We start from the raw sequence: 21,873 nt of genomic DNA on the forward strand, positions 1-21,873 counted from the left end.
AGTTCAAAATGAAGATCGAAGTTAATACACACGAAAAAAATATGATTCGCTTCGCAGCCGAGCATCCGGAGGTTCTGGTTATGTCGGCCGACCTCGGCTCCTCCTGCGAAGTAAAAAAGTTCCGCCAGACCTACCCGGACCGCTATCTGACCATGGGTATCGCTGAGCAGAACATGTGCTCCTGGGCAGCCGGCATGTGCCGTGAAGGCTACCGTCCGTTCCTGCATACCTTTGCGGTATTCCTGTATCGCCGCATCCTCGATCAGCTGGAAATGAGTGTTGCTTATCCGAATCTACCGGTTGTATTCGTCGGCTTTGTGCCGGGCATTACCACGCCGGGCGGTGTTACCCACCAGTCCATCAACGACATCGGCGTACTGCGCACGGTGCCGAACATGGCCATCTTCGACATCGGTGATGCAACCGAAATCGAAGGCGTGCTCGATCTGGCATACAACTACAACGGTCCGGTTTACATCCGCATGCTTCGCAAGGAAGTTCCGCGCCTGTTCCCGGCAAACGAGCCGATGCAGTTCAACCGTGCCCGCGTGCTGAGTGAAGGCGATGACATCGTTCTGCTGTCCTCCTCCATCTGCACCGAGGAAGCAATGCGCGCTACCGCAGTTCTGAAGGAAAAGGGCGTTTCCGTACAGCATATGCACGTTTCCACCCTCAAGCCGTTCACCGACCCGACCATCGTTGAGGCCATCAATAAGAGCAAGTACGGCGTTGTTACCATCGAAAACCATCTGGATATCGGCGGTCTCGGCTCCGCTGTTGCCGATGTTATCGCAGAGAACGGACTGGGCAAGCGTCTGGTCAAGATCGGCCTGCCGGGCTATCCGCACGGTGCGTCCAAGATGTATCTGATGAAGAAGTACGGCATTGATGCCATGCACCTCGTATCCGCTGTCGAGGACCTGACCGGCAAGAAGCTCGGCGTTGCAGAGTCCGATCTGGAAGCCGTTCGCTTTGTAGACTTCCTGGAGGTATAAATGGGCTTTCGCGCCTGCGTCTGGGATTTGGACGGCACGCTGCTCTATACCCTGCCGACAATTCACCATTACTGTAACCAGTCCCTTCGTCATTTCGGCTTTCACGGCATTACACTCGACGAGTGCCGTGACCTGTGCCGCCTTTCTATCGCGGAGTTTTACCATAAGCTGCTGAAGCTCGGCGGCTGCCCGCCTGATCGGGTTGCCGCACTTCAGCCCGCGATACGCGATTACGACTGCGCCGCGTACCTCAGCGATTTCACCTATCTCACCCAGCCGTATGCAGGGGTGTGTGAAACGCTTGCGGAGCTAAACCGCCGCGGCATCAAGAACGCCGTTCTGACGAATAAACCCAACGCCGTTGCCTGTGCGCTCATCGACCGATTTTTCGGTGATGCGATGGAGCTGTGCGTCGGACAGACGCCGGAGACCATCTCCAAACCCGATCCGCACTCGATGGACCCTGTGCTTGAGCAGCTGGGCATACCGCGTGAGCAGATACTCTACGTCGGTGACACCGATGTGGACATGCAGACCGCACGCAACACGCAAACGGCAGCTGCTGCTGCCGCATGGGGCTATCAGCCGCTCGAAATGCTACTGCCCTACCATCCGGAATTCATCGTCCGCAGACCGGAACAGCTGCTCACGATTTTTTAGGAGGAATTCACCATGTTTTCGGAAATGAAAAAAGAAATCATCGAAGCCGGTATCCTGCTCGACCGCTATGAGCTGGTATCGCTGACCTGCGGCAACCTGAGCGTGCGCATGCCGACCGGCGAGATTCTCGTTACGCCGTCCGGTATGATGTACGAGAAGATGGTCGAGGATGATATGATCGTCATGGATATCGACGGCAATGTCATCGAAGGCACCCGCAAGCCTTCGTCCGACACACCGGCTATCCTGCATATCTTCCGCGAGCGTCCGGACATCAACGCCGTTATCCACACCCACCAGCCGTATGCGACTGCGGTTTCGCTCATTCCGGGCCTGACCGAGTTCCGCGTATGCATTACCGCACTGGCCAATGCCGCCGGCGGCAATGTGCCGATCACGCCGTATTCGGCTGCAGGCTCGATCGATATGGGCATTGATACGGTTAAGTACGTCGGCAACGGTCATGCCGTTATCCTGTCTCAGCACGGCGTTATGACGGTCGGCAAGGACCTCAATCAGGCGCTGTACGCTGCGGTCTACCTCGAAGAAGCCGCAAAATGCTATCTGGCTGCCCGCGCAGCCTGCGTCAACGGCGAGATCAAGCAGATGAGCGACGCACAGATTCAGCAGATGGTTGACGTATTCCAGTATTACGGTCAGGGCACTGCCAAGATTCCGGAGGATCTGGTAAAGCGCATCGACTGACCAATCTCACACAAACTACCAATTCACTTAGTTAAAAAATTTCCAAACCAAACCATATCACCAACACCCCTCTAATAAAATCAGGACAGAAGGTCTCTCGAGCCTTCCGTCCTGATTTTTTGATTTATTCTGTTAATTAATCGATCGGCGTAAATTCGCCTAACTGCTCGGTGCCGGTCACGATTGCCTTTCCGTTTTCGACCGTCACCACATAATTTTCCTCATAACTGTTATCCGAGTCGTCTATCTTCATCACATTGACATAGTATCCGCCCGCCGGACGGCTTTCCACAAAATTGACGCGGCTGTTTGTCCAGCCGGTTGTCTGGCAGTAATTCAGCGCGGCCTGCGATGCCATATCCTCCGGCCGGATCTTCTCCTGCTGTCCGCCTGCACTCTTTTCGTAATTCAGAATGGTATCCACATTCGCTTTTTCCGTGGCATTCAGCATATTGTTGGAGTACGCACTGTCCGCATGATACCACTCCGCCGAGGCAAAGAAAATTTTCCATTCATCCGTGGTAAAAGTATAGCCGTGCCGCGCATAAATCTCGTTGCGCACAGCCGCAACCTCATTTTGCGTCAGCTTGGACAGATCATCCGTGGTAATGGTTTTCGTGTCCGTCGGCCACAGTTTATTGCTGCCAATTACGGTATCGGTCAGCGAAAGGTCGATAGACTTGGTCGCTGTGCCCTCGTACAGCATGTAGGTCGGCGCCGCCTGTTCCGCCGCTAGCTCCTGCTGAGTCTGCGCTGCCGCGTCACCGAACGTACAATGGAACGTAAACGGCGCAATGCTTTCGTCCCAATCATCCGACGAGCCAGTCAGCGTGATGTCAAAATCCGCCTTTTCCAGTGCCGGGAAGGTGATGATGCCGGTCGTGCTCGCGCCGACCATCAAATCCGACTGCAGCTCCGGATAATCAGCATAGGAGTTATACTCCCGCTCGAACTGCTTGCCGTTCTGCACGATTTTTGCGCTGGAATCGTAGATACTGAACGCCGCTGCACCGTTGTTCGTCACCGTAACCGCAACGCGTGTTTCCTTTTCCGCCAGCTCCACCGAGTCGACCGAAACCGTGTAGCCGCACTGTGTCTGCGCCGCTGTCTGCACCGTCGCGGTGTACAGCGTCGGCGCACAGGCCTCCTGATAAGTTACCACCTCTACCGAATCCGCAACGATCGCAGGCGCGGTGATTTTGCTGCCCAGTGCGTTTTCGCCCTCGTGTTTACCGGAAACACTGCCTAAAATATGCACATAATCATCATCCTGCAGCTTGAGCGAGGTGTCCTTGCAGGCTACGATCGTGTTGCGCTCTCCGTTCTCCGGGTCTCCCCACATCTGGAAATACACGCCGTCGTCATCGTACTCTGGCTCGTTGAACACACGGCCGTACAGCTCGAGCGTGCGGCCCTTGAACGAATCCGGATCGCTGTACATCTGCGTGATCTCGTCCTCGCTCATCGGCGAGGTGTCGGCCGGTGTGCTTGAGCCGCAGCCGGATAACAGCAGCAGCATGGCAAGCAAACCGCAAATTTTTTGTTTCATGATTCTCCCTGCTTTCTTTTACTTGTTTAATAATTCCTGCATGTGCTGGCTTGCCTCTGTGATCGACATGCCGGCCACCGAATACGTTTCGTAATCCCGTAGAATTTCATCCCGCACAGCACTGTCCATCACTCGGTAGCACTCGACCTCTTTCTCAAATCCGTCCGAAGTCGTCAGCGTGCGCGTTCCGCTCGGATACGCATACACCGTTGTTGCACCTGACTGGGAAAATGGTTTGGTGGTGATCAGAACATACTGTTCATCGCCCGGATAGGTGTTCATATCAATGTAGCCCTGTATCAACGATGAAATAAAGTCGTTCGTCACATTATTCGCCAGATACTCATATGTGCCCGTCATAGACTCCTGCGCCGCATCGATTGCCTCTCCCACAGCACTGATTACGCTATTTTTGCTGTTTGCGGCAGAACTTTTCAACTTGTACTGCAGATAAAACGCATGCTCTTCGGTTTTATCTGCGGCGCTCTTTGCACCGGACATACCGCCCGAATAGTCCGAACGGTATTTCTTGTCCAGTTCGTCCATCTTCTTCTGGTCGTCACAGATCTGATCCCACGCCGTGAGCACGTCCTTCATCTGCTCTGTCTCCGGAAACGTCTGCCTGTAGATTGTGAGATAACGGTCGAGCTGTGTGCGATCGTCCTGTTCGATCAAATCCGGTAGCATCTGCTGATAATAGGCGTACACCCAGTTCTCCTTCACGTGGGAGAGTTTTTTCGCTGCCTTCTCGATGTTATCCTTGCCCAGCGCTTTCTCTATTTTTTTGTTGGCGCGTTTCTGTTGGCGCGCCAGCTTCTTAGCAGCTTTCTCCTCCTGCCTTTGCTGCTTTTCTGCCTCCTTCTGCTGTTTCTCTGTCTCAGCCTTCGCCGCCTGAACTGCCTCTTCCTGCTTTTTCTGTTCGGAGGCCGCCTGCTGTTCCGCCTGAGAAGTTGTTTCTTGCTCTACGGTTTTGTTTTCTGTCGCTTCAGATGTTGTTTCGGTGGCCTGCGATTCACCCTGTTCTGTTGGTACTGCCTCTGCTGATGTGGTCGTGCTGCTCTCGGGCGCTGTGACAACAGCCCATATTACGAACGCAATGCAGAGTGCCGAAATAATAAGTTTTGTCCACAGCTTCAGCTTATATTTCGGATATTTGTGGTTAAAAATCAGCCGTGCAACTGCTAATCCAATGCCCACAGCCGTGCCGAATGGAGGCATGACGAACAAAAGTATGATACTGATTGGCCAGCGCAGAATCAGCGGCAGTTTTCGCTCAGCAGACGATTCTGCTGACACTACCGCTGGTTCTGCCGATTGTTCCTGTTTTTTCTTAAAAAACATACGGTTTCACCTGCTTTATATTCATTCTGCACTGGATACCGTTCCTCCGGACGAATCCGTCTCTCCGTAAACCGCAGAGAACAGACCTGCCGAAATCAGCGCCGGTGCCTCCTTGCCGTTGATCTGCACCGAATCTACCTGGAACGTATCCCCGTAGATGCCAAACACAATGCGAACCTGTACCTGCTCGCCGGAATACGTGCAGTTTCCCTGAAAATCGACTCGCTCCTGCGTACCTTCCTCGTACGCCTTCCACTTGGGCGAGCCAAAGAAATTATCGAACGCATCGCCTACCGTAACCGTTGTGCTATACTGCGACAGATACGCATCACGCACCTTTGCCGTATCGTCCAGTGCCGGAGACAGCACAGCCATAGAATATGCCGCTGCAGCGATAATCAGCACTACGCTGATTATTAAGCCGTTACGCCGCGCATGTCTCATGCGCTTGTACAGCCGATACGGATTGACTGGTGCCGCAGGCTCGAAAATCTTGCGGACATACGCCGCCAAGCACATTGCCTCCTCGGTCTGCCGCATGTTTTTGTTCAGCTTACCGTTCGTCTCTGCCTGCACGGTCAGCAGTGTGTCCTCCATGTGGATAGTGTACGTGCCATATCGTCCTGCAATGGAAGGCTGTCCAAATTCATCATAAAACAGATTGCGATTGTCCGGATACTGTAGTCCCTTCTTTAGCTTCTGATAAATGGCTTCATAATCCAGAGGTTCAGACAATTTGAACTGACTGCCGCCTTTTTTATACTGCCCGATCACATGGAAAGCGCGTCCCCAGAATGTCCAAACCAGATACGCTACGACCGCAAGAATCATAATTGCGCCTATCATACTAATTTCCTCCGTCTCTTTTACTGTGGGGCGGTGCCCCCTGTGAGTTACTTCCATTATACGCTATAAGTTTATATATTTCCACCCTAAAAGTTCATTTTTCATTACAACTGTACGGGGTACACTAAATAGAAAGAATGAACGGAGGAACAGCATGGACTGGGTGGCTATCGGAGGACGTATCCGCAAGCAACGCGAATATTTAGGACTGACACGCGAGCAATTTGCTGAAAAACTGGATATTACCCCCAAGTTTTGTGCAGATATTGAACTGGGAACCAAGGGTATGTCCGTGCCGACACTATGCCGTATTGCAACTACGCTCAGTCTATCCACTGACTATATTCTGTTCGGAAAACAGGAGAAAAAAGATAAGCTAGGGATGCTCAAAGCACTTTCTCCGATGGTGGAGAGTGTAACACCCGGGCAGCTTCCGTATCTGGAATCCATACTGAAAACGGTTATCAGTGCCATGAATCATAAAGATACAAAATGAAAGAAAAGCCGTATGCTGAGAGCATACGGCTTTCAATTACTTGTTCAATAGCTTTGCTCTTTCATAAAATCGCGTTTTGCTCATACCGAGCTGCTTCATCGCTTGCACCGCAGTGATTTCTCCATTACGCCAGCGAGCAACTACGCACTCAAAATTGGGATAGTCCTTCGCGGCTTTGCCGCGATACTTACCTTGCGCTTTAGCGATAGCAATACCCTCTCGCTGGCGCTGTAAGATATACTCTCGTTCCAGCTCCGCGACTGCTGCGAATACGGTCAGCATAAACTTGCCGGTCGGCGTGGTAGTGTCGATCGCTTCTTTGCGGCTGACAAACTCTACCTGCTTTTCGGTTAGATGCTCTACCAGATCGAGCAGATCACGAGTGTTGCGGGCAAAGCGGCTGATGGACTCGACGATAACAGTATCACCGCGCCTCACATATTCCATCATACGACGCAGTTCGGGACGGTCAGCGTTCTTGCCGCTGGCCTTGTCGATGAACAGTTCATCGACACCGAGTTCGCGGAGCATAATTTCCTGTCTTGCGGTATTTTGTTCTTCTGTGCTGACACGCACATAACCAATTTTCATAATACGTTCTCCTGTCAAAAAAGAATTTCCCGTTTAAGTCGGTTAAAATTTCGGGACGTTCCAAAACTCCAAAACCGACTTAAACGGGACGATTTCCAAGCGTTCCGTATAGGTATACCCAAACGGAACTGTTCGTTACGGTTGTTTTCAGTATTCGTCACGCTCGATGAATTCGAGCATTGCTTTGCGCTGAATACGCCAGCGATTCCCGACGCGGAACGCCGGAATTTCGTTTTCATGCAGAAGCCGCAGCATGGTGCCGCGGCTGACCTGCAAAATCTGCTGACACTCATGCAGTGTCAAAACATCGGGATATTGGTCCAGATTCATGCTTATCAGCCTTTCTATGCAGTTTATTGTACTGTTTTGCGCAGAAAAGGCTGATTTGTTATTTGGACACATCTTTGTCGCGCAGCACATGGATTGCTGCCGCCACCGCCGCGACAACCTTAATGCCGAACAGCAATGTGTTCTTGATTACCTTCATTGGGTCACCACCTTTCTTAATATGCGTAGAGCAGCTCACCGGTCATTTCGTGGAGCAGGGTCGGATCGTAGAGCATTTCCTCAATCTCCTCCTCCGAGCAGCCGTAGTCGAGCAAAGCCTGTATCTCATCAGTTGAAACGCCAAATGCCTTGGCAACGCTGAAAAGATCGTCATAATTTATGGGCGTATCCTCGTAGTCGCTGCGATAGTACGGATACTTACGCCACCAACGCTCGAAAGTCGTGTGCGGTGTGAAACTTCCGGTCGTGAGTTGTACCGCTCGGTCGATTCTCAAAATCTCGCCCTCCTTCGGTTCGAGAATATCGGTGGGCGCTTTTAATTTCAGCTTTTTGATTGCCTTGCACAGGATTTCCTGCGTTGAAGCATAAATCAGAAAACCATCGTAGAACATAACGCAAAGCGGGTTATCGCCAACGATGAACCAGATAGCGTTATCCTTATCCAGAACGGTAAACACAAATGAACCCTCGACCTTTTCAGCCATAGCTTTCAGGCTGTCAAAGTCGAGGGCTTTCTGCTGCTCGAGAAGCTGAACGGCAATATAGCTGTCCGTTTCAACGCTCGTCAGCGGCAGGTTTTCCGCTACACGAAGTTCTTTGTCGTTCCAGAGTACACCGTTATGTGCAAGAGCAAATGAATTTCCGTCAACTTTACCGAGAAACGGATGATTGTTCTGGTTAAACTGCGCATTGCCCTGTGTGGTCATGCGAGTATGCCCCATCACGATATTTACACCGTACGGAATATGGATTTTCATCTTCCGAGCGGGAATCGGACGCTTGTAAATCCGCAGACGGTCGTTGAAATTGTAGGCGATGCCCGTCGCGTCCGTGCCGCGCACTTGGCACTCTCTTGCAAGCGTGTTCAAAATTTTGTTCTTCGTATGAGTGCTGAGACACTCCTTGAAATCAATTAAGCCAAATAAACTGCACATATTACTCCTCCTCTGCGCTGGCGTTAACGGGTTCATTTACATACAGGCGGCGCTCCTTGAGGTATTGGATGAGTTCCGGTTCTTCGATTTCATCAAGGAAGTCAAACCAGCTCATGTCTTGAACCTGACAATCAGACATAGAAACAGCCACCTCGACGAGATGGTTGACCATCTGTAAGGTGGCTTTCAAGGTATTCAGCTTGAGTGTTCCGCGGAACATTCGGATTTCCACGGTATCCGAGTTGGTAAGGTTGACCGCCGTGTAGCGTCCAGCGCAAGAGTTCTTCGCATGGTTCATCTGCTCGGACGGTGTAAGACGAATACCATATCGAGCCGCCCAGCGATTCATCTGGCTCTGTGTACGGCGGCTGAATCGCAGCAGCTCAGCCCAGAATTTCTCTACAAAGTACAGCAGGCGTGCAATCGCAGCCTCCTGCTGTTCATAGGTACAGCCGAATGCCAAGCGAGAGATGTGAACATGCAGTCCGCAAGTCCCTGCCGCATGGCTCAGATAGCCCATGCTCTGCGCCTTGCAAAGCACCTCTTCCCAAGGCATTTCGTTCAGATGGTATTCCAGTGTCATAGGGTGTGTGACAAGCTCCATACCATCATCAAGACTGCCGTCAGTCTTGATGTACAGGTTTTCGGCGCTAACGTTAGCGATGTCGAGCAACTTTTGAGCGTTATTGTTTACCGTGCCGCCGTTATCAATCTCCAGCTCAACGCCGAAGTGCCGCAGGCCCTTGCCGTGAAACACGAGATCGGGGGTGTAGTTGTATTCATGGATAATGTCGTTATGCTCGTCCCAGCAGGAGGAGCAGTAGACGTTGTCATCGTTATCCCAATAGGCACGGTCGCGGTGAATAATGCGGTTGCAGTCTTCACAGCGGACGTAATACTCATCAAAGCAGTGGTCGCAGAATATGTGCGCATCGTCTTCGACGGCATTCTCCTCATAAACCCGCTCGGCACAGTGGTCGCAGATTACGGTCAAACGCTCCGCACAGTCCTCGCAGAGCCAATCTCCTTCCGCTTGATACATATCCTCAATCTGGTACTCTTCACCGCAGTTTGCACAAATCCTTGTTTCGTTCATTGTCTGTTCCTCCGTTTCATTTGGTGAATGTTAATACTCTTCAGCAAGCAGCATAGTGGAATGCGTTAAATCGTCGATGACGAACACCTTCGCGTTTACGGCATCGCCACACGGCACATCGAGTTCGTAATGGTACGGTGGCTGCTCCTGCTCGTGGACGATGTGCTGACCGGTCGGCGTTTTCATCAATGTAAACACTTGCAGATAATCTTTTTGTGCAGTCTGCATAGCAGCAATCATTTGCCGCATGAGAACCATCAAAGCGTCTGGTATTTCGCTCTGCACGCCGCATGTGATATACTTTGGATTTTCAAACATAATTTCCTCCTCAAAACGTGAAAATCCCACTGAAAGCATTTGCTCTCAGTGAGATTTCTTCAGGATTTGTCCACAGCATTGTGGACAAATTGTGCGACTATTGACTTGTAGAGCATCTCTGCGGTACACCCGCTCACCGCAGCGGTCGCAGAGTGTGGTGTACTCCTCGACGCAGGCATAGCAAAGCGCATCCCCGCCGAGAAGGATACGCTGCATGCTCGGTTTGCTTTTTCCGCAGCAGGAGCAAATAAAGCACTTTCCCGCCACGATTCTCCCTCCTTTCCGTTATATATAGATAATATATCAACGAAAAGTCGGTTGTTGCGGTACTGCGCTACTGCAGTCTGCTGCCCTGCATATTCTCCAGATACTTCCTGCGATACCGAATCGGCGGCAGACCGACCAGCTTCGCAAAAATGGCGTTGAAGTGATTGACATTGGTATATCCGACAATAGCGGCAATCTGCGTTGCGCTGTAATCGGTCGAAATGAGCAGGTTCTGCGCCTCACCGACACGACAGCGTATCATATAATGGATGGGCGACATACCGGTGATCTCTTTAAATATATGCGCCAGATGATACGGCGACATGGACATCGCCTCTCCAATATCCTCGAGCGTCAGCTGCTCGGGAAAATGCGTGCCGATGTACTGCCGAATGCGGTTCGCCAGCACCAGATTATGCGGCTGATCGGCGGCGCGCGCATCCGGCGGCAGATTGGCCGACAGCAACACCAGCGCCGGCAGCAGCTGCGAGACGATTTCATCCGAGTAGGACGTTCTCCGTTCCGCATGCTCGTAAATCAATTCGCTGAGTGCTTGCATGTGGTCGATCTCGTCCATCGCCGGACGCACGAATCCGTTTTCTGCCCTGGTGAAATGCCCTTCCGGCAGTCCGCGCAGCTGCAGACCGGAAATGCCAAAGCAGAATGTGCCGATCTCGTGCTGTAGGGACGAGGTGACCTCATGCAGATCACCTTGATTATATAGTAAGATATCACCCGTGCGGATCGGATAGCTGTAGCCGCCTGCGATGTACTGACCCGCCCCCTGATAAACATACAGCATTTCCGTGAACCGCTCGTGCCGATGAATGGCGCGCGTGATAGCCGATGCCGCTACGATCTGCTTGGTGGCGTACAGCAGACTCGGCATCTGACCGGATACAAAACGTATTTCTTCCGCCATGCTCTTTCCCCCTGTGTAAATATGGGTATAGTATAGCGTATTTTTGCACAGACCGCAAGAATCCGTATAAACCAAATTGCTACCCCTGCTTTTTGTGCAATATTTCAATATTTTCCGCAAAACAAAACGCAAGAAGAAAGAAACACCATACCCGCCGGAATAGTATAATAAAATCATCAAAAAGAACAAAAACTTCACGGAAACAGCGAAAGGAGTTTTCAATTATGAGCATTCAAATCTGTGGCGCACCCTGTTGCTGGGGTGTGGACGACCCCAAGAATCCGTATTTACCGCCCTGGACGCGCGTACTGGAGGAAGCCGGTAAAGCCGGTTACAGCGCCATCGAGCTTGGCCCCTACGGCTACCTGCCCATCGATGCTGAGCTGGTCGCAAATGAGCTGAAAAAGAACGGTCTTGCCATCGTGGCAGGCACCATTTTCCACGATCTGCTCGATGCGGACAATCAGGAGAGCGTGCTGCACGCGGTTGACGACATCTGCCGCCTGATCACCGACCCCAAGCTGCCGGTACTCAAGACCCACGACGGCCAGAAGTTCCCCACGCCGTACATGACTGTTATGGACTGGGGACACGACGAGCGCGACTACGCCGCAGGCCATCCGGACACCGCACCGCGCCTGTCGGATGAGGAATGGGCGCAATTCATGGGCAACGTCCGCGCTGTATGTGAACGCGCAAACAAATGGGGCGTTCGTCCGGTTATCCATCCGCATGCAGGCGGCTACATCGAGTTTGCAGACGAGATTGCAAAGGTTGTCCGCGATATTCCGTACGAGGTTGCCGGTCTGTGTCTGGATACCGGTCACCTGTACTATTCGCACATGGACCCGGTGGAGTACCTCAAAAAGTACGCTGACAAGCTGGATTACGTCCACTTCAAGGACGTAAACGAAACCGTTTACCGTCAGGTGCTCGATGAGCGCATCCGCTTCTTCGACGGCTGCGGCAAGGGCGCGATGTGTCCCATCGGCACAGGTTCGCTCGACTATCCGGCCATCAAGCAGGCGCTTGCAGATATCGGTTATTCCGGTTACATCACCATTGAGCAGGAGCGCGATCCGCGCAACTCGGACACCAGCCTGCGCGATGTCAAGGCCAGTGTAGACTATCTGAAGTCGGTCGGCTACGAAATCTGATCACACCCGAGCGAGGAGCACGGCTCTTCTCTCCCGTGCTCCCGCTCCACTCTCTCAATAGTTCAAACACAATATTTTAATATTCATGTAGTTTTTAAGGAGGATTTCTTTATGTATTACGGTGAAAAACGAGTAGACAATCCCATTCGCTGGGGCATGGTCGGCGGCGGCCGCGGCAGCCAGATCGGCTACATCCATCGCTCGGCTGCACTGCGCGACTTCAACTTTGAACTGGTTGCCGGTGCGTTCGACATCGATCCCGAGCGCGGCAAGGACTTCGGCAAGCAGCTGCACGTTGACCCGGACCGCTGCTATCCGGACTACAAGACCATGTTCGCCAAGGAGGCCAAACGCCCGGACGGCGTGCAGGCCGTTTCCATCGCAACGCCGAACGGCATGCACTACGAGGTCTGCAAGGCTGCTCTCGAAGCCGGTCTGCACGTTGTCTGCGAGAAGCCGCTGTGCTTCACCTCTGAACAGGCAGACGAGCTGGTCAAGCTGGCAGAAGAAAAGCACCGCGTTGTCGGCGTGACCTACGGCTATTCCGGCCATCAGCTGATCCAGCAGGCGCGCCAGATGATCAAAAACGGCGATCTCGGTGAAATCCGCGTTATCAATATGAGTTTCGCGTTCGGCGGCTACAACTTCAAGATCGAGGACAAGGTGCCGTCCGCAAAGTGGCGCTTTGACCCGTCCAAGGCAGGTCCGTCGTTCGCACTCGGTGATGTCGGCACGCACCCGCTGTTCATCATCGAGGCGATGATCCCGGATATGAAAATCGACAACCTGATGTGCACCAAGCGTTCCTTCGTTGAGGGCCGCGAGCTGGAGGACAACGCCTTCGTTATCATGAACCTCAAGGGCAGCGAAAATGTGCAGGCTGGCGCGCAGGTATACTGCTGGGCAAGCTCGATCAACAGCGGCGCACGCCACTACCACAAGATCCGCGTGGTCGGCTCCAAGGCATCCCTCGAGTGGGATGACGAGCGCCCAAACCAGATGCTGTACGAGGTAGAAGGCGAGCCGTCCCGCGTGCTCGAGCGCGGCGCAGGCTACCTGACCGACGAGGCGCGTGTCGAGGATCGTATCGGCGGCGGCCATGCCGAGGGTCTGTTCGAGGCGTGGAGCAACCTGTATGCACGTTTCGCAGTCGCTATGGCTGACGCGGACAAGGGCGCTTACGGCGACTTCTGGTATCCGGATGTCAAGGCCGGCGCACAGGGTATCAAGTGGATTGAAAAGTGCGTAGAATCCGCAAATAACGGCTCTGCTTGGGTCGATTACGAATAAAACCAACGCTGTTTTCTCAGCACCTCTCTCTTCTCTCCGGCAACTCTCTCAAAAGTAAAGAAAAAAGATAAAGAACTGATTTTGGAGGAAAAGATTATGAAAAAGAGATTACTTGCTGTATTGATGTCCAGTGCAATGCTGATGAGCGCACTCGCAGGCTGCGGCGGCAGCACCGCAAAGACAAATAACGGCGGTGACACGGCCGACCAGACCACACAGCAGGATTACCATATCAAGGTCATTCTGAAAACGCTCGCATCCGAGTACTGGCAGTATGTCGGCAACGGCTGCAAGCAGGCCGGCAAGGATTTGGGCGTAACTGTTGATGTTCTGGGTGCAAGCTCGGAGACCGCATATGACGAGCAGCTTTCCATGATCGAAACCACGCTCAGCGCGAATGACTGTGATGCAATGGTGGTTGCGCCGCTTCAGGCGGAAACCGTTGCAACACAAATTGCAAATACCGACCTGCCAATCGTGGCGATTGATACCGCCATCGACTCGGACAAGGTGCTCAGCTTTGTCGGCTTCAACAATGAGGAGCTGGCCGCAATGGGCGGCAAGGCCGCTGTTGAGGCAGCAAAGGATAAGGGCTGGGATAAGATTACCGCCATCGGCATCATGGGTGTGCAGGGCGACTCCACCTCGGAGGCACGCATTGCAGGCTTTAAGCAGGGCATTGCAGAAGCTGGCGGCGAGTATCTCTCTGCGGAAACGCAGTACGCAGACAGCGTAGCGGACAAGGCCGTTACCTGCATGGAGGCCATCATTCAGGCACATCCGGAGGGCGTATCCATCATCGTAGCGAACAACGATGATATGGCAGCCGGTGCCGCTCGTGCAGCAGCCGCATTTCCGGCGTACAAGAACACCATCTTTGTCGGCGTCGGCGGCAATCTGGCGGGCATTGATGCTATTCTTGCCGGTCAGGAGACCATGACCGTCGCCGTTGACGGCTACGATGTTGGTTATCTCGGCGTGCAGGCCGCAGTCGATGCGCTCAACGGCAAAAAGCTGGATGAGTTCATTGCAACTGATGCTACCGTTGTAACGGCTGACAACGCCGCAGAACGCCGCGCTGAGGTAGAAAAGCGCCTGGGAACCTCTTAATCAAACTCGCACCAACGAAATACCGCGGAAAACCGCCTCTTCAAAAGGGGGAGGCGGTTTTCCGCGCCCAAAAATCAGCCCACACAGTAAAAAAAAACAAGGGGGAAAACAACAAAATGGCATTTACTGTCGCAACCTTTATCGCGTTCACCGTGCTTGTCGCGGTGCTCTCGTGGTGGAAAACACGCGATGACGACCTGTCCACCAAGGAAGGCTACTTCCTCGCAGGACGCGGACTGCCCGGCATCGTTATCGCCGGTTCTCTGATGATGACCAACCTTTCCGCAGAACAGCTTGTCGGCACGAACGGACAGGCGTTTGCGGGCAACATGAGTACGATGGCATGGGAGGCCACCTCGGCGTTCGCGCTGATCGTGCTGGCGTTCGTGTTCCTGCCCAAGCTGCTGCGCGGCGGCATCGCAACCATCCCGGAGTTCTTCGAGATGCGCTACGATACCTTCACCATGCGCCTGTTCTCGCTGCTGTTCCTGATCGCGTATGTCGTTACTATGCTGCCGACCATCCTGTATTCGGGTGCGGTCGCACTGGTTAAGATTTTCGACCTCGAGAGTATGTTCGGCATCAGCTATTTCAGCGCCATCACCATCATCTGCATCGGCACCGGCATCATCGGTATGTGCTACGCAGTATTCGGCGGCCTGAAAGCCGTTGCCTACTCGGATACCATCAACGGTGTCGGCCTCATCATCGGCGGCTTTGCTATTCCGATCCTCGGCATTCTTGCCCTCGGCAAGCTGGATGGCGGCGGCTTCATGGCTGGTCTGGATCACCTCATCTCCGCAACGCCGGAAAAGATGAACGCATGGTCCGCGCCGAACGCACTTCCGCCGGAGGTACCGTGGCCGCTGCTGCTGACCGGTATGTTCGTCAACAACCTGTTCTACTGGGCGACCAACCAGTCCATCATCCAGCGTTCGCTGGGCGGCAAAAACCTCGCCGAGAGCCAGAAGGGCGCGATCTGGGCCGGCTTCTTCAAGTGCCTTGACGTATTTGTCATCGTTCTGCCGGGCATCATCGCGTTCCAGCTGCTGGCTGCAAACGGCCAGATGGACACCTCGGTCGGCATGGCGGCTGACCAGGCGTACCCGCTTCTCGTTATGAAAGTGCTGCCCAAGCCGCTGATGGGCTTCTTTGCAGCCGTTATGTTCGGCGCGATCCTGTCCTCGTTCAACTCGGTGCTGAACTCCGCATCCACTATCTTCACGCTGAACGTTTGGCAGCCCATCTGGGGCAAGCAGGCCTCCAACAACAAGGTCGTTAAGGTCGGCCAGATCTTCGGTACGGTTGTCGGCGTGGTTTCCATCGCCATTGCACCGTTCGTTATGTTCTTCGGCACCGGCATTATGAACTTCATCAATGAGTGCTGGGGCTTCTTCTCCATGCCGCTGCTGACCGCGGTTCTGTTCGGTCTGCTGAGCAAAAAAGCGCCTGCTATCGCCCCGAAGATCGTTATTCCGGTCCACATCGTGCTGTACGGTCTGACCAAGGTCATCCCGTTCTTCAGCCAGTTCCACTATCTGTATGTTGTATTCGCACTGTTCGTTCTCGAGTGTATCATCTATGCAATCTGCATCAAGGTAAGTCCGCGTCAGCTGGCGTGGGAGATGCCGGATGCCAAGGTCATGGATATGACCCCGTGGAAGAACGGCAAGGTCTGGGCGATTGCCGGTGCGGCAGTCGTTGCGATCATGTATCTCATCTTTTCGCCTCTCGGCATCGGCGCATAACGTCCGACTCCCCGTGCGCTGCTGCCGTTAGACAGCGCCGCTGTGTCCCTCCACAGTGGTGCAAAAGGCTCCTGTGTCATAAGACACAGGAGCCTTTTGTTATTGCTCACACCAACTGTTCAAACCGATCAAAGAACCGAAACAGCGTATCGCCGCTCATGGCCAGCGCACGGACACATATGCCCTGCACCGCGCGGCTTGCACCGGACATGCCGCCCGAATAGTCCGAACGGTATTTCTTGTCCAGTTCGTCTACTGCGGTGTAATCCTCGCCTGCCAGAACGTTCGCCTTGCTGCCGTTCATGCAGATGAAGTGTCCGGTGCCGCCGTTTGCATAACGGTCGCCCGCGAAAGAAGCGCCGTCCGAGCCGCCGGTATTGCGTACCGAAACGCGCATCGCGGTTGCCGGACCGTAGTCCACGATGTTCTGTGCGGCGGTGATCAGCGTATCCAGATGACCGAGCAGATCGTGAATCTCGTAGTCATCATGGCCGCTCCAGACGACCAGTTTGTCGAGGTCGATCTCGCCCGCTTCCGCCAGTGCAGTTACCTTATCGCGGAAGATGCGCAGGCTGGAAAGCAGCACGCGAACGTCATTGTTGACCAGAGTCAGCGAATCTGCAACGCTGCGACGATTGCAGCCCAGCTGGTCAGACGAATAAAGAACGTTGTGTGCCTTGTCGAGCAGCATCATGCAGCCCGGCGTATGACCCGGAATGTCGTAGTTATCCAGCACAACGCCGCCGAGATCAAACTGATAGCCTTCGCTGATGCAGGTAAAGCCGCCTGCCGTTACGGTCTTGTCGTTCACATACTTCAGCGCCATCGGGATATCCTTTTCGTTGATGTAGACCTTGCGGCCTGCCTGAACGAAATCGCCCAGTTGTGTGGTATGATCCGGATGACCATGCGAAATGTAAACATCAATGTTATCCGTACCTGCCAGCTGCTTACAGTATTCATACAGGTTATTTGCACCTGCCGATGCCATGCCTGCGTCGATCAGCAGTGCGCCCTTGGAGCCCTTGATCAGATACATCTTATCGCTGTCGTAATCGATAACACTCCAGACCTTCATGCCGTCCATATCGTACATCAGACGGCTCTTGTGCTCCAGTTTGGACATACGATCGATCGTGTAGGTAAAGGTTACAACATCGCTATCCTCCATGCCTTCCTTAGAGGCATAGGCTTTCAGTTCTACCTTGGTCTGCTTTGCAGTACCGTCCCAGTTATCCGTATCTGCACCGATGGTGATCAGTTCTTTCACTTCTGCACCGCCGAAACCAGAATCAGCCTTGAACTTGGTCTGATCAAAAACCTTCGCCGTATCCGAAGTCTTGGGGTCAGAACCATCTACTGTGTACTTGATCTCAGCGCCATCGGTATCCGAAAACAAAGCCATATACTGCGTTACCGTAAAGTTGCCCGGCGTATCCGGATAGTACGGGTCGGTATAGCTGTCATAATCCGTGTAGGTGTACGGTGCTGCGACCTGATTGCTGTTCTTCTTGCTGACGTTCAGTGTATAGGTCTTGCTGTCCGAACCGTTCTTCGCCGTTACCTTGATAACGAAGCGCGTAGTACCGCCGGTGAGTGTGCCCTGATAAGCCTTGCCGGACTCTACTGCATTGCCGTTCACGGTAATCTTCGCACCGGAGGAAGCTGCGGTCGGAACGATCTCGATCGAGGTCGTATTCTCGTCCACCTCAGCGACAAAGCTGGTCGTGGTCTTGCAGGTCGGCTTGGTGCCGTCCGTCGGGTACTGCCAGTTTACATTGATGCCGAAATTCGGGTCGTTCCACAGCAGATTGCCCTTCTCGCCCTGCTTGTGTACGGACAGATTGGACAGGTCTGCAATCTTATCTTCGTTGCCGTTGCGATAGCCGTCGGACAGGTAATTCTGCAGGTTGACATTGATGCCGACCCAGTTGATGTCCTTCAGGCGGTCGCCGACGACCACGGTCTTGGTGTTCTCGAGGTAGCCGTTAATGCTGTCCAGCGTGCGCAGAGTAGGCGTCATAGCATCTGTGCCCTCATCAACAACCTTCTGTACAGCCGTCTGCAGGATATCCAGATAGCTTGCCGTACCGTCCAGTACAACATCGTTATGACCGGTGAGAATGCGCTTTACCGTGCCGAGGCTGTCAACGCGCTCCAGTGCGATCTGAAGCGAGGACAGGTAAACGTCCATCGAGTCTGCGAAGAACGTCGAAGACAGGTTTGCGAACTGCATCCAGAACGAATCCATGATGTGTGCACGGTTGTTGCCGATCTGGTCGGTCGTGAACAGGTTGCCGGTCGCGGTATCAAACAGCATGATGCCTGCTACCTGATGGCCCGGCAGCTCGATCACGTTAAACTTGGTGCCGCCCATGTCGTAAACGTCACCGTTTTTCAGGGTTTCCAGCTGTGCGTCGTAAGCTTCGCTTGCTGCAGCCTCATCCGCAAACATTTTCGACGATATGCCGAACCGCTTGACATAATCACGCAGAACCTCGATACCACGCTCATTGACATAAACCTTAGCGCCCAGCGCCTTGTTTTCTGCGCACAGGAACTGGTGCGTCATCTGCACGTGGTCGGGATGCGGGTGACCGATAATCAGGTCGATCGGCTTGCCTTCGCCGACGATCTTTCGTGCGGTCTCGTACAGGTTTGCCGCGTCATCTGCGTCAAAGTAGCCGGCATCCAGAACCATTGCGCGGTCGGTGCCCTGCACCAGATACATCTTATCGCTGTCGTAATCCTGAATGAGCGTTACGTCCGGAACCTCGTTGCCGTTCCAGTCCTTGGGTGCGCCTACCTTCAGCTCGTGGTGCGGAATGCTGGTAACATCATAATTCCAGTTTGCAACACTGCTGGTCCTGCCGTTCTGCACCGCGATCGCCTTGACGTTATAGGTCTTGGTGACCGGACCATCCGCACTTGCGGTCGGCTGGGTGATCTCGATCTGACGATACTGGTAGGTTTCAAACTTTTTGCTTGCCGTGGTCGGAACGGCTGCCTTGTCCGCGCCTTCCGCGATCTCGTAGTAAATGTCTGCACCGTCCTGTGCGGTCAGCGTGACAAAATAGGTCATGTCATAGTTGAATACGCCCAGACTCTTGGAGGTCTCCTGCCCCTTGGGGCGCGGGTACGCGCTCGGTGCTGCCGGTGCAGACGAGCCACCGCCCGAAGAACCGCCGGAGGAGCCGCCCGTGCTGCCGGTCGTCAGAGTAGAGTTATGGATCTTGACCACCTTGCCGGTGATTTCGCAGCCGGTCGCCTTGACTTCGCCGGCCTTGCCGCCGAGAATGACCGTGCCGCTCAGCTTCGCCTTGTTCATCGTCACGCCGGAGGCCTTGACGATGACAATGCCGGTGCCCTTTGGCGTTACCGTGCCGGACTCGGTGATATAATCCGAAATCATGTTGTCGAGCAACTTGACTACTTCTGCGCGGGTGATGTTCGCCTGCGGCTCAAAGCGGTTGCCGCTGCGGCCTGCGATGTAGCCGTTCTCCGCAAACGCTGCCACGTTTGCCATCGCCCACGAGGAAATGCGGCTGTTGTCCGCAAAATTCGTCGAGCTGCCGCCTGCTGTTACCGACAGCGCGCGTGCCAGCATGCTGACCGCCTCTTCGCGGGTGATCTTGTCCTTCGGGCGGACATTTTTGCCGTCGCCCTGCATCACGCCTGCCTGCGCCACACGCAGAATCGGGTCCGTGTAGTACGCCGTACCCAGATCAGCGAAAGTGTTCTCCGCCTTGGTCTAGTAGTCCATCACGCGGTCTATTATGACCGCCATATCCGCTCTTGTTATCGGGCTGTTCGGCTCAAAATCGCCGTCGTGGCTCTGCATGACACCGCGGTCGCTCCAGCGGTTGATCTCGTCTTCCGCCCAGTGTCCGCGGGTGTCCGCAAATGATACGGCAAAAGCTGACGGCAGCATCGTCAGCAGCATTGCCACAGTGATAAACCATGCACATATCCGTTTGCGTTTCATTTTCATTCTCCCTTCTTTACTCGTGTCGGCCGAATTTCATCGGTTTCCCTACTGGCATTATTGTACCGTGTTCGTACCAAAGCGAAAATGAAGAAAAGCCAGAATTGTTGCACGATACGCAGGAGTTTTGTGCGCTCGTGTTCGATGTTGTACGATTCCTATTTTGTTTATTGTACAATTGATAGAAACCTGCATTATTCGTCAAAACCGAACACACTCTGCAGACTCGGCAATGCCCGCTGTTTCCACTTGCGGCCGATTGTTACCGGATTGATCCCGCTTGCGCGCTGATATTTCATCAGCGCATCATACTGCGAGCCGGAAAGTTCCGCGCAAAGCGCACGGCGTGCCTTGCAGGCGCTGCCCATGCGTGAGGTCTGCGCAATCCATGTGCCCAGCCGCTTCCTCTGCACGGATTTTCCCGCTTGGGCAAGCTGCTCCTGCACCGCCGCAAGCGAGTAATATGTTCCCGCCGGAAAGCAGTCCTGCATAGCTTTGCACAGGATACACGATGATTCCTGCAGGAACCGGTACAGCAATTCCGGTGAATACGACAGATCGGTTATGCCGAAGTGCTTTTGCAGCATGGCGGCGCCGTATTTCGCCTCCAGCCGGAGTATACCCTGTGCCTGCTGATAGTCGGTCAGCTGTGCGCTGTAATCGTCCCGCATCTGATCCGCTTTGGAGTACAGCGAGATGGCATACTCCTCTATGCTGTACGTTAAATCGTAGGAATACGCGTATCGAATGGGTCTATTCCGCTTTTTGTTGTCAAACCGCGGATAGGTCTGTTTAAAGCCGTTCGGCACACCGCCTCTGTGCGCTAGCGCAATATATGCGAGCGGGTCCGACGTTTGGGCGTTCACACTGAAATCCACCCGCGCAAACATGAAGGTCTCCGGTGTGCCGAGCTGTGCATCCCGCAGTATATCGCGCAGATTGCAGTCCAGTGTTCTCATATAATCTCGGCACGGGCTGAATAATGCTACTCTCTGTATCTCCATATAGAGCAGCGAATTGAGATTGATTGTTAATTTGATAAAGCCGCAGTTTCGTGCGGCCCGCAGGCTGATCATCACGCCCTGCGGTGCGTACATGTAAAAATAGTATTCATTTTCTGATTTTCGATAGCTGCCTGTTCCATATCTGTCAGACAAGCCATACAGCAGACTGCGATAGCTGCTTACTTCCTCAAGCGGAATCTTCCGCTGTAACGTGATTGTATGTATAGAATGATAAATGTCCATCTCATATACCTTCTTCTTTTATAATTTTATCAGACTGTTGTGCACAGATAAAAAGTTATATCGTCCGAACAATACAGTAATAAACAGTAATCATTCAAGAACGATATT

At 53.5% G+C, this 21,873-nt stretch carries 20 protein-coding genes; 8 read left to right on the forward strand and 12 right to left on the reverse strand.

Features of this window, described 5'->3' with window-relative positions; all coding sequences use genetic code 11:
• Positions 1-8 precede the first annotated feature (8 nt).
• From PGY33_RS01395 to PGY33_RS01405, 3 genes are read left to right on the forward strand one after another with little or no spacing between them, the layout of a single operon-like run.
• The gene (locus PGY33_RS01395; RefSeq protein ID WP_118479004.1) at positions 9-995 is read left to right on the forward strand and encodes a transketolase family protein; all 987 of its coding nucleotides are present in this window, start codon (positions 9-11) and stop codon (positions 993-995) included.
• Complete coding sequence (locus tag PGY33_RS01400; RefSeq protein ID WP_117751224.1) at positions 996-1,655, forward strand: HAD family hydrolase; 660 nt, start codon at positions 996-998, stop codon at positions 1,653-1,655. It abuts the gene before it with no gap.
• 12 nt (positions 1,656-1,667) lie between these two features.
• Positions 1,668-2,360 (forward strand): class II aldolase/adducin family protein, encoded by a 693-nt coding sequence (locus PGY33_RS01405; protein WP_110436230.1) that lies wholly within the window; start codon positions 1,668-1,670, stop codon positions 2,358-2,360.
• 136 nt (positions 2,361-2,496) lie between these two features.
• On the opposite strand, the gene PGY33_RS01410 is transcribed toward PGY33_RS01405, so the two are convergent.
• The 3 genes from PGY33_RS01410 to PGY33_RS01420 are packed head-to-tail and all read right to left on the reverse strand — an operon-like array spanning position 2,497 to position 6,096.
• Entirely contained in the window at positions 2,497-3,909 is a 1,413-nt protein-coding gene (locus PGY33_RS01410; protein WP_118479000.1) for a YARHG domain-containing protein, read from the reverse strand.
• An 18-nt stretch (positions 3,910-3,927) separates the two neighbouring features.
• Positions 3,928-5,250 (reverse strand): hypothetical protein, encoded by a 1,323-nt coding sequence (locus tag PGY33_RS01415; RefSeq protein WP_118478998.1) that lies wholly within the window; start codon positions 5,248-5,250, stop codon positions 3,928-3,930.
• 21 nt (positions 5,251-5,271) lie between these two features.
• Positions 5,272-6,096, reverse strand: a complete 825-nt coding sequence (locus PGY33_RS01420) for a hypothetical protein (protein ID WP_270477011.1) — start codon at positions 6,094-6,096, stop codon at positions 5,272-5,274.
• Between the two features lie 154 nt (positions 6,097-6,250).
• Here PGY33_RS01420 and PGY33_RS01425 point away from each other — a divergent pair, with 154 nt between their 5' ends.
• A complete protein-coding gene (locus PGY33_RS01425; protein WP_117751228.1) occupies positions 6,251-6,592 on the forward strand; it encodes a helix-turn-helix domain-containing protein in 342 nt (113 codons plus the stop codon).
• A gap of 36 nt (positions 6,593-6,628) precedes the next feature.
• On the opposite strand, the gene PGY33_RS01430 is transcribed toward PGY33_RS01425, so the two are convergent.
• From PGY33_RS01430 to PGY33_RS01455, 6 genes are all read right to left on the reverse strand, one after another.
• The gene (locus PGY33_RS01430; protein WP_270477013.1) at positions 6,629-7,183 is read right to left on the reverse strand and encodes a recombinase family protein; all 555 of its coding nucleotides are present in this window, start codon (positions 7,181-7,183) and stop codon (positions 6,629-6,631) included.
• Between the two features lie 147 nt (positions 7,184-7,330).
• A complete protein-coding gene (locus tag PGY33_RS01435) occupies positions 7,331-7,513 on the reverse strand; it encodes a helix-turn-helix domain-containing protein (RefSeq protein WP_158557267.1) in 183 nt (60 codons plus the stop codon).
• A 173-nt stretch (positions 7,514-7,686) separates the two neighbouring features.
• Entirely contained in the window at positions 7,687-8,625 is a 939-nt protein-coding gene (locus PGY33_RS01440) for a class II glutamine amidotransferase (protein WP_270477015.1), read from the reverse strand.
• Position 8,626: 1 nt separating this feature from the next.
• Entirely contained in the window at positions 8,627-9,721 is a 1,095-nt protein-coding gene (locus PGY33_RS01445; protein WP_270477017.1) for an amidoligase family protein, read from the reverse strand.
• Positions 9,722-9,751: 30 nt separating this feature from the next.
• Positions 9,752-10,039, reverse strand: coding sequence for a DUF960 family protein (locus PGY33_RS01450; RefSeq protein ID WP_270477019.1), 288 nt, complete (start codon positions 10,037-10,039; stop codon positions 9,752-9,754).
• A 334-nt stretch (positions 10,040-10,373) separates the two neighbouring features.
• Positions 10,374-11,228 (reverse strand): helix-turn-helix domain-containing protein, encoded by an 855-nt coding sequence (locus PGY33_RS01455; RefSeq protein WP_158575077.1) that lies wholly within the window; start codon positions 11,226-11,228, stop codon positions 10,374-10,376.
• A gap of 224 nt (positions 11,229-11,452) precedes the next feature.
• Between PGY33_RS01455 and PGY33_RS01460 the strand changes: the two genes are divergently transcribed.
• The 4 genes from PGY33_RS01460 (at position 11,453) to PGY33_RS01475 (ending at position 16,533) form a co-directional block, all read left to right on the forward strand.
• On the forward strand, positions 11,453-12,385 hold the full coding sequence (locus PGY33_RS01460) for a sugar phosphate isomerase/epimerase family protein (RefSeq protein WP_118478982.1): 933 nt from the start codon (positions 11,453-11,455) through the stop codon (positions 12,383-12,385).
• A gap of 111 nt (positions 12,386-12,496) precedes the next feature.
• The gene (locus PGY33_RS01465) at positions 12,497-13,675 is read left to right on the forward strand and encodes a Gfo/Idh/MocA family protein (RefSeq protein WP_118478980.1); all 1,179 of its coding nucleotides are present in this window, start codon (positions 12,497-12,499) and stop codon (positions 13,673-13,675) included.
• Positions 13,676-13,771: 96 nt separating this feature from the next.
• On the forward strand, positions 13,772-14,785 hold the full coding sequence (locus tag PGY33_RS01470) for a sugar ABC transporter substrate-binding protein (protein ID WP_118564438.1): 1,014 nt from the start codon (positions 13,772-13,774) through the stop codon (positions 14,783-14,785).
• 116 nt (positions 14,786-14,901) lie between these two features.
• A complete protein-coding gene (locus PGY33_RS01475) occupies positions 14,902-16,533 on the forward strand; it encodes a solute:sodium symporter family transporter (protein ID WP_270477024.1) in 1,632 nt (543 codons plus the stop codon).
• 106 nt (positions 16,534-16,639) lie between these two features.
• Here PGY33_RS01475 and PGY33_RS01480 read toward each other — a convergent pair whose 3' ends face one another.
• The 3 genes from PGY33_RS01480 to PGY33_RS01490 all read right to left on the reverse strand — a co-directional run bounded on the left by PGY33_RS01480 (position 16,640) and on the right by PGY33_RS01490 (position 21,765).
• Positions 16,640-20,257: an MBL fold metallo-hydrolase gene (locus PGY33_RS01480; protein ID WP_270477074.1), complete on the reverse strand. Its 3,618-nt coding sequence runs from the start codon at positions 20,255-20,257 to the stop codon at positions 16,640-16,642.
• A 27-nt stretch (positions 20,258-20,284) separates the two neighbouring features.
• Entirely contained in the window at positions 20,285-20,518 is a 234-nt protein-coding gene (locus tag PGY33_RS01485; protein ID WP_158575076.1) for an S-layer homology domain-containing protein, read from the reverse strand.
• Positions 20,519-20,712: 194 nt separating this feature from the next.
• Positions 20,713-21,765, reverse strand: a complete 1,053-nt coding sequence (locus PGY33_RS01490; RefSeq protein WP_118478970.1) for a hypothetical protein — start codon at positions 21,763-21,765, stop codon at positions 20,713-20,715.
• Positions 21,766-21,873 lie beyond the last annotated feature (108 nt).

The organism is Butyricicoccus sp. AF18-9LB (assembly GCF_027684505.1).
Lineage (GTDB): Bacteria > Bacillota > Clostridia > Oscillospirales > Butyricicoccaceae > Agathobaculum > Agathobaculum butyriciproducens.